Source organism: Cellulosimicrobium composti, assembly GCF_009711085.1.
GTDB classification, from domain to species: domain Bacteria; phylum Actinomycetota; class Actinomycetes; order Actinomycetales; family Cellulomonadaceae; genus Cellulosimicrobium; species Cellulosimicrobium composti.
This window is the reverse complement of sequence record NZ_WMKA01000016.1, coordinates 33,304-48,986: the sequence shown is the minus strand read 5'-3', so window position 1 is coordinate 48,986 and position 15,683 is coordinate 33,304. Positions and strand designations below refer to the sequence as shown.

13 protein-coding genes are annotated in these 15,683 nt (G+C 75.2%); 12 read left to right on the top strand and 1 reads right to left on the bottom strand.

The features are described 5' to 3' along the window. The first annotated feature begins 91 nt into the window (after positions 1 to 91). The 12 genes from GJV82_RS09010 (at position 92) to GJV82_RS08955 (ending at position 14,277) form a co-directional block, all read left to right on the top strand. Complete coding sequence (locus GJV82_RS09010) at positions 92 to 1,189, top strand: 3-oxoacyl-ACP synthase III family protein (protein ID WP_318657461.1); 1,098 nt, start codon at positions 92 to 94, stop codon at positions 1,187 to 1,189. Beyond that, positions 1,186 to 1,977 carry a glycosyltransferase family 2 protein gene (locus tag GJV82_RS09005; RefSeq protein WP_318657460.1) on the top strand — a complete coding sequence of 264 codons (792 nt, stop codon included), beginning with the start codon at positions 1,186 to 1,188 and terminating at the stop codon, positions 1,975 to 1,977. The genes GJV82_RS09010 and GJV82_RS09005 overlap by 4 nt, the downstream gene beginning before the upstream one ends. Continuing rightward, positions 1,974 to 3,245 carry a cytochrome P450 gene (locus tag GJV82_RS09000; RefSeq protein WP_225873230.1) on the top strand — a complete coding sequence of 424 codons (1,272 nt, stop codon included), beginning with the start codon at positions 1,974 to 1,976 and terminating at the stop codon, positions 3,243 to 3,245. The genes GJV82_RS09005 and GJV82_RS09000 overlap by 4 nt, the downstream gene beginning before the upstream one ends. Continuing rightward, positions 3,242 to 4,984 carry a class I adenylate-forming enzyme family protein gene (locus tag GJV82_RS08995; RefSeq protein ID WP_155098980.1) on the top strand — a complete coding sequence of 581 codons (1,743 nt, stop codon included), beginning with the start codon at positions 3,242 to 3,244 and terminating at the stop codon, positions 4,982 to 4,984. Before GJV82_RS09000 ends, GJV82_RS08995 begins: the two co-directional genes overlap by 4 nt. Next, positions 4,981 to 5,961 (top strand): NAD-dependent epimerase/dehydratase family protein, encoded by a 981-nt coding sequence (locus tag GJV82_RS08990; RefSeq protein ID WP_318657459.1) that lies wholly within the window; start codon positions 4,981 to 4,983, stop codon positions 5,959 to 5,961. Before GJV82_RS08995 ends, GJV82_RS08990 begins: the two co-directional genes overlap by 4 nt. Before the next feature lie 82 nt (positions 5,962 to 6,043). After that, the gene (locus GJV82_RS08985; protein ID WP_155098979.1) at positions 6,044 to 6,577 is read left to right on the top strand and encodes a hypothetical protein; all 534 of its coding nucleotides are present in this window, start codon (positions 6,044 to 6,046) and stop codon (positions 6,575 to 6,577) included. Positions 6,578 to 6,650: 73 nt separating this feature from the next. After that, positions 6,651 to 8,519, top strand: a complete 1,869-nt coding sequence (locus GJV82_RS08980) for a glycoside hydrolase family 13 protein (protein WP_155098978.1) — start codon at positions 6,651 to 6,653, stop codon at positions 8,517 to 8,519. Positions 8,520 to 8,887: 368 nt separating this feature from the next. Then, the gene (locus tag GJV82_RS08975; protein ID WP_024842108.1) at positions 8,888 to 10,801 is read left to right on the top strand and encodes an acetolactate synthase large subunit; all 1,914 of its coding nucleotides are present in this window, start codon (positions 8,888 to 8,890) and stop codon (positions 10,799 to 10,801) included. Positions 10,802 to 10,857: 56 nt separating this feature from the next. After that, positions 10,858 to 11,382, top strand: a complete 525-nt coding sequence (gene ilvN, locus GJV82_RS08970) for an acetolactate synthase small subunit (protein WP_155098977.1) — start codon at positions 10,858 to 10,860, stop codon at positions 11,380 to 11,382. Between the two features lie 105 nt (positions 11,383 to 11,487). Further along, on the top strand, positions 11,488 to 12,513 hold the full coding sequence (ilvC, locus tag GJV82_RS08965) for a ketol-acid reductoisomerase (protein WP_024842106.1): 1,026 nt from the start codon (positions 11,488 to 11,490) through the stop codon (positions 12,511 to 12,513). 457 nt (positions 12,514 to 12,970) lie between these two features. Next, a complete protein-coding gene (locus GJV82_RS08960; protein ID WP_155098976.1) occupies positions 12,971 to 13,648 on the top strand; it encodes a cysteine hydrolase family protein in 678 nt (225 codons plus the stop codon). Positions 13,649 to 13,734: 86 nt separating this feature from the next. After that, on the top strand, positions 13,735 to 14,277 hold the full coding sequence (locus tag GJV82_RS08955; protein WP_024840687.1) for an ASCH domain-containing protein: 543 nt from the start codon (positions 13,735 to 13,737) through the stop codon (positions 14,275 to 14,277). Positions 14,278 to 14,344: 67 nt separating this feature from the next. Here GJV82_RS08955 and GJV82_RS08950 read toward each other — a convergent pair whose 3' ends face one another. Then, positions 14,345 to 15,562, bottom strand: a complete 1,218-nt coding sequence (locus tag GJV82_RS08950) for an ROK family transcriptional regulator (protein WP_155098975.1) — start codon at positions 15,560 to 15,562, stop codon at positions 14,345 to 14,347. Positions 15,563 to 15,683: the final 121 nt, after the last annotated feature.

The following is a 15,683-nucleotide window of genomic DNA, read 5'->3' as shown; positions in this document are numbered from 1 at the left end:
GTGGGCGTCCGCCTGTGGATGGGCAGTTCACCCCATCGGAACCTGTGGGCGACGGCCCTGGGAGGGGACGCGCTTGGTTACTGTGTCGCGGGTGCCTGACAACTCTCTTGGGGCGGCGTCCCGCCCGCTCCTCGCACCGGCGCGGCCCGCGGCCGTGATCGCCGCCGTCGGGGTGCACCTGCCCGAACGGACCGTCGACGTGCGCGAGGCCGAGCGCGCGCTCGCCGCCCGCAACCCCGGCGCGGCCCCCCGCGTTCCGATGGTCTCGCGCCTCACGGGCGTGCGCCGGGTCCACGTCCTGCCCGACGACTGGGACGCGTCCGACCTCGCGGTCGCGGCGGCCGAGAAGCTGCTCGCGACCGAGGGCCTCGCGCCCGCGGACGTGGACCTGCTGCTCTTCGCGTCCGCGAGCCAGGACATGGTCGAGCCGGCGACGAGCCACATCGTCGCGGCGAAGCTCGGCGTGCGGTCCCCGGTCATGGACGTCAAGAACGCGTGCAACTCGGTGCTCAACGCGGTCGAGGTCGCCGAGTCGCTCATCGCGACCGGCCGCTACGGCACCGTGCTCGTCGCGTGCGGCGAGGCGCCGTCGCGCGCGGTGCGCTGGGACGTGCCGGACCGCGCCACCTACCTGCTCTCGGCGCCGGGGTACACGATGTCCGACGCCGGGGCCGCCGTCCTCGTGCGGCGCGCGACCCCGGCGGAGGCCGACGCGCGCGACGCCTCCGGGACGCCCGCGCCCCGCGGCATCCTCGCGAGCGCGTTCGGCGCCGAGTCCACGCACTGGGACGTCGGCATGCTCCCCGGCGGCGGCACCGCCCACCCGCGCGACCTCGAGCGCACCTACTTCGAGATCGACGGCTCGCGCCTGCGGGACGCGTTCCTCGCGCTCGGCCCCGGCGTCGTCCTCGACGCGCTCGGACGCGCGGGCCTCACGTGGGACGACGTCGCGCTCGTCGCGGTCCACCAGGTCGCCGTCGCGTACCTCGACGACGTGCACGCGGCCCTCGGCCTGCCCACCGGCCGCACGCTCGTGACCGTCGCCGACCACGGCAACGTCGCGTCCGCGACGCTCCCGCTCCAGCTCGCGACCGCGCTCGAGACGGGCCGCGTCGGCCCGGGCGACGTCGTCGTGCTCGTCGGCCTCGCGGGCGGCATCAGCATCGGCGCCACGGTCGTGCGGCTGTGAGCGCGCGCCGGTTCGCGGGGCACGTCACGGGGCCGCAGCGCCTCGCGGTCGTGGTGCCCGCGCGGGACGAGGCGCGCGGGATCGTCGCGACGCTGGAGGCCCTGCGCGCGCAGCAGGACACCGACTTCGACCTCGTCGTGGTCGACAACGGGTCGTCGGACGGCACGGGGGACCTCGTCCGCGAGACCGCGGCGGCGTGGGGCATGACGCGGTGGCGCGTCGTCGACGAGCCGCAGAAGGGCACGGGCGCGGCGGCCGACACGGGCATGCGCGCCGCGATCGCGGGCGGTGCCACGCACCTCGCGCGCACCGACGCCGACTGCCTGCCGCTGCCGGACTGGACGCGCCGCGTGCGCGCGGCGTTCGCGAGCGGTCACGACCTCGTCGCGGGGCGCCTCGTGCCGCGCACCGACGACCGCCCCGTCTCGCGCGTCCAGCAGGGCGTGCTGTCCGCGGCGGTGAGCGTCGCGAGCACGTTCGGGCGCTTCCGGCCCGGCAACCAGGACCCGTCCTACCTCGGCCCGTACGTCATGGCCCCGGGCTGCAACATGGCGATCACGGCCGAGCTCTACGAGAAGGCGGGCGGCTTCCCGCGCACCGCGATCGAGGACGTCCACGAGGACCGCGCGCTCGTCAACGCCGTGCGCCGCCTCACGCGCCGGTACGGCGCGCACCGCGAGGTCGTGGTGCGCGCGTCGACGCGTCGAGCGCACGCCTGGGGGCTCGTCCGCACGCTCCGCTGGTACGCGGACCACCGGTACCGCCCCGAGGTGGTGGACATCCGATGACGGCGGCTGCCGCGCCGGTCGCGGCCGGGTCCGCGGCGCTCGCCGCGGCGATGCGCTGGGAGGAACGGGTCCAGCGCGGCGCGCACCCCGTCGTCTACCCGGCGATCCGGTCGCTGCGCCGCCGCGGGCCCGTCGTGCGCGTCCCCGGCATCGGCGTCGTCGTGTCCGACGCCGCGACCGCGCGCGCCGTGCTGCTCGACACCGAGCGCTTCACCAAGGTCGGCCCCGGCTCGCCGTCGGACCTGTGGACGCCCGTGCTCGGCCCGTCCGTGCTGCTCAACATGGAGGGAGCCGATCACGCGCGGCTCCGGCGGGCGCTGTCCGGGCTGTTCACGCCGCGCGCGGTGCGCGAGCTCGTCGCGGTGAGCGTGCCCGACGTCCTCGCCGGGCTCGCCCCGCGCCTCCTCGCGGGCGAGCGCGTGGACCTCGTCGCGGAGACCGCGGCCATGGCGGGCACGGTCATCTGCGCCATGACTGGCCTGCCCCCGACCGACGCCGCGGTGCGCGACGCGATGACGGCCGCGCAGTCCGTCGTCGGCCTCGTACGCCTGCACCGGCGCAGCCTCACGCCCGGGCAGGTGCGGCACGCGCGCGCCGTCCTCGCGCGCCTGTCGGCGCCCGCCCGCGACGCCTACCGCGACGGCGACCCCTCGACCGTTCCGGGGCGCATGCGCGAGCTCGGCCTCTCGGAGGACGAGGCGCTGGGTGCCGTCGGCGCGTTCGTCCTCACCGGCACCGAGACGATCCAGTCCTTCGTGCCGCGACTCGTCGCGCTCACGGCGGACACGGGCTGGCTCCCCGCGCTCCTCGCGGCCGGGGGCGCCGGCGACGCCACGCTGCGCGGCCGGGTCGTCGAGGAGGCGCTGCGCGTCACCGCCCCGACGCCCGCGATGCTGCGCTCCGTTCGCGCGGACGCGACCGTCGGCGACGTGCGCGTGCGCGCGGGGGACCGCGTCGTGATCGCGACGGTCTCGTGCTGCAAGGACGCCGGGCCGTTCGACCCGGACACGCCCGTCGACCCGGACGTCCGCCACCTCTGGTTCGGTGCCGGCCCGCACTTCTGCCTCGGCATGCCGCTGGCCATGGCGCAGGTCGACGCCGTCCTCGACGCGCTGCGGCCCGTCGCCGAGGCGGGGCGCGGCCTCGAGGTCGTGGAGCGCGCCGTCGCGCGCGGCGTGCTCATCCCCGCGTACCGCTCGCTCGTCGTCCGTGCGACGGGCGGCGGCGCGGACGCCACGCGGCGGCCGACCGCGCGGGAGGCGGCGTGACCACGCCCGACGACGCGACCCGCCACCTGCTCGCCCCGATCCTCGCGCGGGGCGCGCCCGGCCACGCGTCGGCGGACGCCGTCGCGCTGCGGCGCTGGACCCGCCCCGGGCGGCGCGGGGCCCGCGTGCGCGAGGAGACCACGTACGCCGACCTCGCGCGACGTGTCGAGGCGACCGCGACGGCGCTCGCGGCCGACGGCCTCGCCCCGGGCGACCGTGCACTGTTCTCCGTACGGCCCCGGCCCGCGGGCGTCGTCCTCGCGTTCGGCGTCGTGCGCGCCGGCGGCACGGTCGTGTTCGTGGACCCGGGCTCGACGCCCGAGCTCTTCACGGCCCGCGTGGGCGCCGCCGGGCCGTCGCTCGCGACGACCGAGTCGCTCCTGTACGCCGTCTCGCGCGGTCCGCTGCGCCGTCTGGCCCGGTCGCGCGGGCTGCTCCTGCCGGACTACGCGAGCCTGCCGCTGCGCCACGTGCACGCCGGGCCCTGGCTGCCCGGTGTCCCGCGCGGGTCGCGCGCGGCGCGCCGCCTCGCCGCGGGTCGCGTCGACAGCGACGCGCTCCCCGCGCTCGACCCGGGCCGTGAGGCGCTCACCGTCTTCACGTCCGGCACGACGGCGCAGCCCAAGGCCGTCGTGCACACCGCCGGGTCGCTGCTCGCCGGGTGCGACCTGCTGCGCGACGTGTTCGCGCTCGCGCCGGGCGACGTCGTGCACACCGACCAGATGCTGCTCGGCGTCCCGGCGCTGCTCGCGGGCGCCACGTGGTCCGTGCCCGCCGACCCGCCGAGCCGCGACATCACGACGTTCGCGCGTCAGCTCGACGGTGCCGCCGGGACCTACCTCGTCCCGGCGGACGTCACCGCGCTGCTCGACGCGGTCGAGGGCGGCGTCGTGCCCGCGCGCGGCCCGCGCGTCGCGCTCGTCGGGGGCGCACCCGTGACGCGGGCGCTCCTGGAGCGCGCCACGCGCGTGCTGCCCGGCACGCGGTGGGTCGCGGTGTACGGGATGACGGAGATCCTGCCCGTCGCGGTGGTCGAGGCGCAGGAGAAGCTCGCGCACGCGGGCGACGGCGACCTCGTCGGCGTCCCGCTGCCCGGCACGGTCGCGCGGCTCGACCCCGTGGAGGACGCGGACCCCGCCGACGACGGTGCCGTGGTCGGCGAGCTCGTGCTGTCCGGCCCGTCGCTCATGGCCGGCTACCTGCACGACCTCGACGCCCCCGCCCGCGGCGCGGGCCCGCGCGCGGCGGAGCACCGCACCGGCGACCTCGCGCGCCTCGACGGCCGCGGCCGGGTCGTGCTCGTGGGACGCACGCGCGACATGATCATCCGCGGCACGACGAACATCTACCCCGGCCTCTTCGAACCGCGTGTCGCCGCGCTCGACGGCGTGGCCGAGGCCCTGCTCGTCGGCGTGCCCCAGGTGGACGGCGACGAGCGCGTGGCGCTGGTCCTCACCGCGGCGGCGGACGCCCCGGGGCACGCGGCACGCGGTCCGCGGGCCGACGACGGCACGGCGGTCCGACTCGACCCCGACCACCCGCTCGTCGCCCGGGTGCGCGCCGCGCTGCCGGACGTGCTCGACCACGACGCGCTGCCCGACGTCGTGCTCGTCGCCGACCGCGTCCCGCTCGCCGGGCGCTCCCGCAAGCCCGACCGGGCGGCGCTCGCGCGCGCCGCCGCACCGTTCGTCCCCGCGACGGCGGTCGCGGCGCGCTCCGCCGAGGGCGCGTCCGCGTGAGGGTCGTCGTCACCGGCGCGTCGGGGTTCGTCGGAGGCGCGGTCGCGCGCGGGCTCGTCGCGGACGGCCACGACGTGTGGACGACGTCGCGACGCGACGCCCGGGTCGACGGCGCCCGCCACCTCGCGTGGGACCTCACGGCGGGGCCGCTCGCCGACCCGCCCGCGGCGGACGCCGTCGTGCACGCGGGCGCCGCCGTCTCCGACTGGTGCGCGCTCGACGTCGCGCGCGCCACCAACGTCGACGGGACGCTCGCCGTGCGCGCGACCTTCCCGGGCGCACGGTTCGTGCACGTGTCCTCGGGCAGCGTGTACGACCCGTACCGGCCGAGCGTGCGAGTGCGCGAGCAGGAGGCGCCGGTCGGCCGGTACCTCGACGCCTACGGCACCACGAAGGCGGAGGCGGAGCGTGCGCTCGCCCGCGACGCCGCACGCCACCCCGACCGCGGCGCCGTCGTCGTGCTGCGACCGCACGCCGTGTACGGGCCGGGGGACACGACGCTCCTGCCGCGCGTCGAGAGCGCCGTGCGCCGGGGCCGCCTCGTCCTGCCCGGCGGCGGTCGCGTGCTCCAGTCGCTCACGCACGTGGACACGCTCGTCGCGGCGGTGCGCGCCGCCGTCGCGCTCCCGGACGCGACGGCGCGTGCGCGGCACGGGGGAGCAGGAGCGACCCGCGGGATCCTCGTCGCGAACGTCGCCGACGCCGAGCCGGTCGTGCTGCGCGACGCGCTCGTCGACGCGCTGCGCCGCCGCGGCACCGACGTCCGGGTCGTCGCCGTACCCGTCCGTCCGGCGTGGGCGCTCGCGGGCGTGGTCGAGACCGTCGCGCGCCGCCTGCGCCGCCCCGAGCCGCCGCGTCTGACGCGGTACTCGCTCAGCCACCTCGCGCTCGAGCGCACCTACGACCTCGCCGTGCTGCGCGACGTGCTGGGCGTCGAGCCGGCCCCGACGTCGTTCGCGGGAGCCGGCTCGTGGTGAGCGTGCGCACGACGGCGGACGCCCCCGAACCGGGCCTGTGGACGACGGCGGAACGGGGTCTCCCGGCTGCTTGACTGGCGGAATGCACCGTTTCCTCCGTGGTCCTGTCGTCCTGCTCGCCGCCCTGACCCTCGCGGGGTGCGGGCTCCTGCGCGTCGCGGTGAGCGACGCGTCGAGCCCGTCGCCCGGGCCGGAGGAGCGGGTGACGGTCGACGGCGGACTGAGCCTCGTGGTGCCGGACGGGTGGGAGCCGGTCGGGGACGAGCTGCCCGACGGCGTCGTCTTCGCGGCGACCGCGGCGGACGACGACGAGCAGCAGCTCATCGTCTGGGCGGGCGACGCCGAGGTCGGGTCCGAGGACACGATGCTCTCCGTGGCCGTCGGCATCGCCCGGCAGGGCGGCGTCTGCGAGCGGCTCCACGACGACACGACCTTCGGGGCGCCGCGCCCCGTCGTCGACTGCTCGTTCGCCACGCCGGGGGCACCGCGCAAGGTGCTCGTCGGAGTGGCCGGCGGCGAGCGCTCGGCCATGGTCCTCGCCCAGCTCGACGGCGAGGACCTGGCGGACACCGCGGCGGTGCTCGGCCCGTTCCTCGACGCCGTCGCATGGACGTGACGACGCGTGCGGGCGCGCGTCGTCGGGCGCCGTCGGGCAGGGTGGGAGCAGGCACCACGCGAGAGGACGGGCGATGACGCAGGCTGCCAGGACCGCGACCGACGACGCACCGCGCGGCGGGTGGCCCGGTGCCGGGACACCGGGCGACGCGCCCTGGTGGACGCGGGCCGTCGTCTACCAGGTGTACCCGCGGTCGTTCCAGGACACCGACGGCGACGGCGTCGGCGACCTCCCCGGCATCACGCGCCGGCTCGACCACCTCGAGCGGCTCGGGGTCGACGTCGTGTGGTTGTCGCCGGTGTACCGCTCGCCGCAGGCGGACAACGGGTACGACATCAGCGACTACGAGGACGTCGACCCGCTGTTCGGGTCGCTCGCGGACCTCGACGCCCTGATCGAGGGCCTGCACGCACGCGGGATGAAGCTCGTCATGGACCTCGTCGTCAACCACACGAGCGACGAGCACCCGTGGTTCGTCCAGTCGCGGTCGTCGCCCGAGAGCCCGCGGCGCGACTGGTACTGGTGGCGCCCGGCGCGTCCCGGGATGGAGCCCGGGGCCCCAGGGGCCGAGCCCACCAACTGGCGCTCGTTCTTCGGCGGCAGCGCGTGGCGGTTCGACCCGGCGTCGGGGGAGTACTACCTCCACCTGTTCGACACCAAGCAGCCCGACCTCAACTGGGAGAACCCGGAGGTCCGCCGGGCCGTCCACGCCATGATGCGGCGGTGGCTCGACCGCGGCGTCGACGGGTTCCGCATGGACGTGATCAACCTGATCTCCAAGGACGTCGCGCCCGACGGCTCGCTGCCCGACGGTGAGGTGCACTGGGGCACGTACGGTGACGGGAGCCCGCACTACACCGACGGCCCGCGCGTGCACGAGTTCCTCGCCGAGATGCACCGCGAGGTGTTCGCCCCCTACCTCGCGCAGGGACGCGAGATCCTCACCGTGGGGGAGACGCCCGGCGTCACGGTCGAGCACGGCGTGCGCTACACGGACCCGGAGCGCCGCGAGGTCGACATGGTGTTCCAGTTCGAGCACATGGGCATCGACCACGGCGCGACGCGCTACGACCCGGTCCGGTGGCGGCTCGCGGACCTCAAGGCGACGCTCGGCCGCTGGCAGGCCGGGCTCGCCGAGCGCGGCTGGAACGCCCTGTACTGGGACAACCACGACCAGCCGCGCGTGGTCTCGCGCTTCGGCGACGACTCGCCCGCGCACCGCGTCGCGTCCGCGAAGGCGCTCGCGCTCCTGCTGCACCTGCACCGCGGCACCCCCTACGTGTACCAGGGGGAGGAGCTCGGCATGACGAACGCCCCGTTCACGCGGATCGACCAGTACCAGGACGTCGAGTCGCTCGGGTACTTCCGCGAGCTCACGGGGCGCACGGGCGGGCCGCGCCTGCGGACCGACGGCGAGATGCTCGCGGTCCTCGGGCACGCGAGCCGCGACCACGCGCGCACGCCCGTGCAGTGGGACGCGACCGCGAACGCCGGGTTCACCACGGGCACCCCGTGGCTCGAGGTCAACCCGAACCACGCGACGATCAACGCCGAGGCCGCCTGGGCGGACGGCGGCTCCGTGCTGCACTTCTACCGCCGACTCGTGGCGCTGCGGCACGACGAGCCGGTCGTCGCGCTCGGCGACTTCCGCATGCTCCTGCCGGAGCACGACGCGATCTACGCGTTCACGCGCGCGCTCGACGTGCCCCGCGCGGACGGGACCGTCACGCGCGACGAGCTGCTCGTCGTCGTCAACGTCGGCGGCACACCGCAGGAGGTCCCCGCCGACGTGCTCGCGGGGTGGCGCGACGCGTCCGTCCTGCTCACGACCCACCCCGAGCGGCACGACGACGGCCGGTCGGGCGCCGTCGCGGACCTCGCCGCGTGGGAGGGCCTGGTGCTGCGCCGCGTGCGCGACCTCGCTGCGCGTCCCAGCGCGTGAGACGGCCGCCTCGATACGTGACATCCCCGAAACATGGGCGTACAGTCCCATGCCGTGCAGACGATCCTTCTCGTAGTACTTCCTGAGCGCGCCGGCTGAGGCCACGCCACCAGGCTTCGTCAGCGCGCTCACCCCTCGTCCAGCCCGACATCCCGGGTTCGAGGGGTTTTTTGTTGCCACCACAACCCCACACCGACCGCGGACGGCCCCACCCCGGCCACCGCAGCGCCGCACCCCGCGAGACCCGCGAGGACCGGCACCGCACCCCGCGACCAGCACGACCGCACCACCACGGTCGGCTCCGGCTCCCGGCGGCGCGCCCCCACGGGGCGCCCGCCGGGCCGAGGCCACGACACGCAGGAGACACCATGGCCCAGGGACCCACCCCGGCACCTCCGCGACCGGGCGCCGCGGCGCCCGCACCCGCGGCGCCGAAGCCCGCCCCGACGCCCGCGTCCGTCGCCCCGCGCGGCGACGCCCGGCGCGCCGCGACGGCGCGTCCGGCCGGCGCGTCCGCCGGCGCCTCGCAGGGCGAGGAGATGACCGGCGCGCAGTCGATCGTCCGCTCGCTCGAGGAGGTCGGCGCCGAGGTCGTCTTCGGCATCCCGGGCGGTGCGATCCTCCCCACGTACGACCCGCTCATGGACTCCCAGCGCCTGCGGCACATCCTCGTGCGGCACGAGCAGGGCGGCGGCCACGCCGCGCAGGGGTACGCGCACGCGACGGGCAAGGTCGGCGTCACGATGGCGACCTCCGGCCCCGGGGCGACCAACCTCGTCACCCCGATCGCCGACGCGAACATGGACTCGATCCCGCTCGTCGCGATCACCGGCCAGGTCGGGGCGTCCGCGATCGGCACCGACGCCTTCCAGGAGGCGGACATCGTCGGCATCACGCTGCCGATCACCAAGCACAACTTCCTCGTCACCGACCCCGACGAGATCCCGCGCACCATCGCCGAGGCGTTCCACATCGCCTCGACCGGCCGCCCGGGCCCCGTGCTCGTGGACATCGCGAAGTCGGCGATGCAGTCCCGCACGACGTTCTCGTGGCCGCAGGACGTGCAGCTCCCGGGCTACCACCCGGTGACGAAGCCGCACAGCAAGCAGATCAAGGAGGCCGCGCGCCTCCTCGCGTCGGCGCGCCGGCCGGTGCTGTACGCGGGCGGCGGCGTGATCCGCGCCGACGCGTCCGCCGAGCTGCGCCGCCTCGTCGACCTGTCGGGCGCGCCCGTCGTCACGACGCTCATGGCGCGCGGCGCGGTGCCCGACACGCACCCGCAGAACCTGGGCATGCCGGGCATGCACGGCACGGTCCCCGCCGTCGCGGCCCTGCAGAAGGCCGACCTCGTCGTGTCCCTCGGTGCGCGCTTCGACGACCGCGTCACGGGCGCGCTGTCGAGCTTCGCGCCGCACGCGCAGGTGGTCCACGCGGACATCGACCCCGCGGAGATCGGCAAGAACCGCGACGTGGACGTGCCGATCGTGGGCGACCTCAAGGAGGTCATCTCCGACCTGCTGCCCGAGCTCGAGCGCGAGCACGAGGCGAAGGGCAAGCCGGACGTCGAGGCGTGGTGGCGCCAGATCGACGACTGGCGCGAGACGTACCCGCTCGGCTACTCCGAGCCGGAGGACGGCCACCTCGCGCCCCAGTACGTCATCTCGCGCCTGGGCGAGCTCTCCGGACCCGAGTCGATCTACGTCGCGGGCGTCGGGCAGCACCAGATGTGGGCTGCGCAGTTCATCCGCTACGAGCACCCCCGGACCTGGCTCAACTCGGGCGGCCTCGGCACGATGGGCTTCTCCGTCCCGGCGGCCATGGGCGCGAAGGTCGGCCGCCCCGACGCCACCGTGTGGGCGATCGACGGCGACGGCTGCTTCCAGATGACCAACCAGGAGCTCGCCACCTGCACGATCAACGAGATCCCGATCAAGGTCGCGCTCATCAACAACAGCTCGCTCGGCATGGTCCGGCAGTGGCAGACGCTGTTCTACGACCAGCGCTACTCCAACACCGACCTCCACACCGGCCACGGGACGGCGCGCGTGCCCGACTTCGTCAAGCTCGCCGACGCGTACGGGTGCGAGGGCATCCGCGTCGAGTCCATGGGCGAGGTGGACGCCGCGATCAAGCGCGCCATGGAGATCGACGACCGCCCCGTCGTCGTCGACTTCAACGTCTCGCGCGACGCGATGGTGTGGCCCATGGTCGCCGCCGGCGTGAGCAACGACGACATCCAGTACGCGCGGGGCATCTCGCCCGCGTGGGACCGAGAGGACTGAGCGCGGTGCGCCACGCAGCCTCGATCCGACCCCTGTCACGGGAGGACTGACCCGCCATGTCCCGCCACACCCTCTCGGTGCTCGTCGAGAACAAGCCCGGCGTGCTCACGCGCGTCGCCGGCCTGTTCGCACGCCGCGCCTTCAACATCCACTCCCTCGCCGTGGGCCCCACGGAGCACGAGGAGATCTCGCGCATCACCGTCGTCGTCGACGTCGAGGAGCGCCCGCTCGAGCAGGTGACCAAGCAGCTCAACAAGCTGGTCAACGTCATCAAGATCGTCGAGCTCGACGCGGCCGCGTCCGTGCAGCGCGAGCTCCTGCTCGTCAAGGTCCGCGCCGACGGCGCGAACCGCACGGGCGTGCTGGAGGTCGTCAACCTCTTCCGCGCGAAGGTCGTCGACGTCGTGCCCGACGCCGTGACCGTCGAGGCGACCGGCACCGCCGACAAGCTCAACGCGCTGCTCGGGGCCCTCGAGCCTTACGGCGTGCGCGAGATCGTGAAGTCGGGGACCGTCGCCGTCGGGCGCGGGTCCCGCTCCATCACCGACCGCGCGCTGGAACGCGTGGTCCGCTCGGCCTGACCATCGCCTACCCTCGCACCGAGACCCCACGGGGCGTCGGTGCGCACCGGGCACGTCCCACCCCGCAGACACCGCACCCCCACCGAAGAACCGAGGAGATCCATCGTGGCTGAGCTGTTCTACGACGACGACGCCGACCTGTCCATCATCCAGAGCAAGAAGGTCGCGATCGTCGGCTACGGGAGCCAGGGCCACGCGCACGCCCAGAACCTGCGCGACTCCGGCGTCGAGGTCGTCGTCGCCCTGCGCGAGGGCTCGAAGTCCGTCGCGAAGGCCCAGGACGAGGGCTTCGAGGTGAAGTCCGTGGCGGACGCCGCCGCGTGGGCCGACCTGATCATGATCCTCGCGCCGGACCAGCACCAGCGCTCGATCTACAACGACGAGATCAAGCCGAACCTCGCCACGGGCAAGACGCTCGCGTTCGCGCACGGCTTCAACATCCGCTTCGGCTACATCGAGGCCCCCGAGGGCGTCGACGTCATCCTCGTCGCCCCGAAGGCGCCGGGCCACACCGTGCGCCGCGAGTTCGTCGCGGGCCGCGGCATCCCGGACATCATCGCCGTCGAGAAGGACGCGTCGGGCCAGGCCTGGGACGTCGCGCTGTCGTACGCGAAGGCGATCGGCGGCACGCGCGCCGGCGTCATCAGGACGACGTTCACCGAGGAGACCGAGACCGACCTCTTCGGCGAGCAGGCCGTCCTGTGCGGTGGCGTGTCGCAGCTCGTCCAGTACGGCTTCGAGACCCTCACCGAGGCCGGCTACCAGCCGGAGATCGCGTACTTCGAGGTGCTGCACGAGCTCAAGCTCATCGTCGACCTCATGTGGGAGGGCGGCATCGCCAAGCAGCGCTGGTCCGTCTCCGACACCGCGGAGTACGGCGACTACGTCTCGGGCCCGCGCGTGATCGACGCGCACGTCAAGGAGAACATGCAGGGCGTCCTCGCGGACATCCAGTCCGGCGCGTTCGCCAAGCGCTTCATCGACGACCAGGACGCCGGCGCGCCGGAGTTCACCGCGCTCCGCGAGAAGGCCGCGCAGCACCCGATCGAGAAGGTCGGCAAGGAGCTGCGCTCGCTGTTCGCGTGGAAGCAGCAGGACGCCGACTACACCGAGGGCAGCGCCGCACGCTGACGCAGGCAGGGCGACGAAGGAGCCCTTGCCGTAGTCGGCGGGAGGTGTCTGCCCGACCGCGAGTACCGAGGGCAGCGCCGCACGCTGACGCAGGCAGGGCGACGAAGGAGCCCTTGCCGTAGTCGGCGGGAGGTGTCTGCCCGACCGCGAGTACCGAGGGCAGCGCCGCACGCTGACGCAGGCAGGGCGACGAAGGAGCCCTTGCCGTAGTCGGCGGGAGGTGTCTGCCCGACCGTGAGTACCGAGGGCAGCGCCGCACGCTGACCTGACTGTCGTCGCTCGTCTCGAGGAGGGGGCGGCGGCGCGCGCGATCGACCATCCGGCCTCGATCCTCGGCCTCCCGCCGGGGCTGCCACGATCGCGCACGCCGCCGCCCCCTCCTCGTGCTGTCGGGCCGCCGCCCGGCGTGGGGCCGGCGACGGGCGACGGCACCATCTGGACCCGACGGAGGAGAGCGATGACGACGACGGCGGCTGCGACGCGGGACGAAGGGGTGGACCCGTTCCTGGCGCCGCACTGGGGGACGTCGGCCCTGCTGGTGATCGACACGCAGGTCGACTTCGCGGAGGGCGGCAGCACGCCGGTCGCCGGCACGCGGGCGGTCGTGCCGGGTCTCGTCTCGCTCGTCGAGGCGTACCGGCGCGCCGGGCGCCCCGTGGTCCACGTGGTGCGGCTGTACGACGGCGACGACGTGGACCGGGTGCGGCGCGCTGCGGTCGCGGCCGGGGCGCCCGTGGTGCGGCCCGGTTCGCCGGGTTCCGCGATCCTTCCCGAGCTCGTGCCGGCGGGCGCGCCCCCGCTGGACCCGCCCACGCTGCTCGCCGGGCGTGCCCAGGAGCTGGGGCCGGACGAGGTGGCCCTGTGGAAGCCGCGGTGGAGCGCGTTCTACCGCACCCCGCTCGAGGAGCTCCTGCGCGAGCGGGGGGTCGACACCGTGGTCGTGGTGGGGTGCAACTTCCCGAACTGCCCGCGCGCCACGGTCACCGACGCGAGCGAGCGAGACCTGCGGGTCGTCGTCGTGCCGGACGCGGTGTCGGGGACGACCGAGGAGGGCCTCGCGCAGGTCGCGGGCCTGGGCGTGGTGCTGCGCCCGGTGCGGGACGTCGTCGCGGCGGTGGCGCGCGACGCGGGGTGACCGTGCGGGCTCTCGCGTCCGCGACACGACGGGGACGAATGGCGAGAGACCGGGCAGATCGCCCTCGGGTGCGCGACGATAGGGTGATGACCCGTGAAGCGGACGAGGGGGAGCCGGTGGCCGAGGACGTGACGGCTGTGGACGAGCGTGGGGCAGAGATCCTGGCGTTCTGGGAGCTGGCCCGGCCGAGCGCCGGGATGGCGCGCGTCGGTGTCGTCACCGGGACGACGGTGGCCGAGACGGTGCCGCCGCCGGCGTGGTCGTTCGGGGACAACCCGGCCCTGGCGGACGACCTGCTGGAGGCGGTGCTCACGGGCGAGAAGACCGCGACGTCGTCGGCCCTGTGGGAGTACGAGGACTCGGGGGAGCAGGTCCCGCGCGTCGGCGAGCTCTCCATCCTGCTCGACGGCCAGGGTCACCCCCGGGCGCTGATCCGCACGACGTCGGTGGAGATCGTCCCGTTCGACGAGGTCGACGCGGAGTTCGCGCGCGCCGAGGGGGAGGACGACCGCTCGCTCGAGGCGTGGCGCGCGGGCCACGAGACGTACTTCCGGCGCGTTCTCGAGCGCGAGTTCTCGCCCGACATGCCGCTCGTGTGCGAGCGGTTCGAGCTGCGCTACCCGCGCTGAGCGGGGTGAGCGGTGGCCCGCCGTGCCACGGTCGGCGGGCCACCGCTCGCGGGGCAGGTGAAGAGGTCTACCCCGGGACCGGGGGCGCGACGACCGGGTGGTCCGGTCGTCCTGCCGCGGCGAGCAGGAGGGTGCGCACGTCCTGCGCGACGACGGACCGGGCGCCGCGCAGGACGGCGAGCTCGGGGACGGCGCTCGCGACGACCGTCCCTGCACGCTGGTCGGTGGCGTGCAGCGCGGCGACCGTGGTCTCGGCGAGCGCCGCGCCGCACGCGACGCCCGTCGGTCCGCCGAGCACGACGGCGTCGGGCTCGAGGATGGAGACGACCGGCTGGAGCACGATCGCGACGCGCCGTGCGAGGTCCTCGACGAGGTCGTGGACGGCGGGGGAGCCCGCGTGCTCGCGGATCGCGTCGACCGCCGCGGCGTAGGGGGTCTCCTCGGTCACGCCGGGCACCCCCGTGCGTGCGCAGAGCTCGACGAGGCGCAGCCCGCCGACGAGGTCCTGGACGTTGACGGAGTCGTCGACGCCGGTGGCGGGCACGGGCAGGTAGCCGATCTCGCCGGCGCCGCCCGCGGTGCCGTGGTGGAGCCGGCCGTCGAGCCACGCGCCGAGACCGATACCCTCGCCGAGCCACAGGAGCGCGAAGCTCTGCTCGTCGCGCCCGGCGTCGCGCTCGGCGATCGCTGCGAGGTTGACGTCGTTCTCGACGCGGACCCCGACGCCCAGGACGTCCTCGAGGTGGCCGCGCAGGTTCTGGCGCGGCCAGCCGGGGAGCTCGCCGACGAGCGCGATGTCGCCCGTGCGGGGCGCGACGGCCGCCTGGACGCCGACGACGGCGGCCGCGACGCGCGAGACCGGGATGCCGGCGGCCGCGCACGCCTCGTCGCGCGCGGTGCGGACGTCGGCGGCCGCCGAGCGGTCGGGGCCCGAGGCGACGGTCGTCTCGCCGAGAGTGCGCCCGAGCGCGTCCACGACGCTCGCGCGGACGCCGTCCGGCACGACGTCGAGCGCGAGCCCGACGAGCACGTCCGTGCGCACGGCGTACTGGGTGGCCTGGGGCCCGCGCGCCCCCTGGACGGACCCGGTCGGCTCGATGAGGCCGCTCTGCTCGAGCCGTGCGACGATCTGCGAGGCGGTCGGCCGCGAGACGCCCGTGCGGTCGCCGATCTGCGAGCGCGTGAGAGGGCCGGAGTCGAGCAGGAGCTCCAGCGCCGCGCGGTCGTTGATCGTGCGGAGCAGGCCGGGGGTCCCGGGGATCCTCGACGAGGTGGGCGCGGTCATGGCGGTCCTTCGGACGGGCTTTAGGAAAGTTTCCTAATAGTGCCTGCCCGTGCCGTCTCGCGCAACTCGACTCGCGTCCGAGACGTGAGACTGCCGTCCCGAGGAGTGGTTGAGGGCGTAG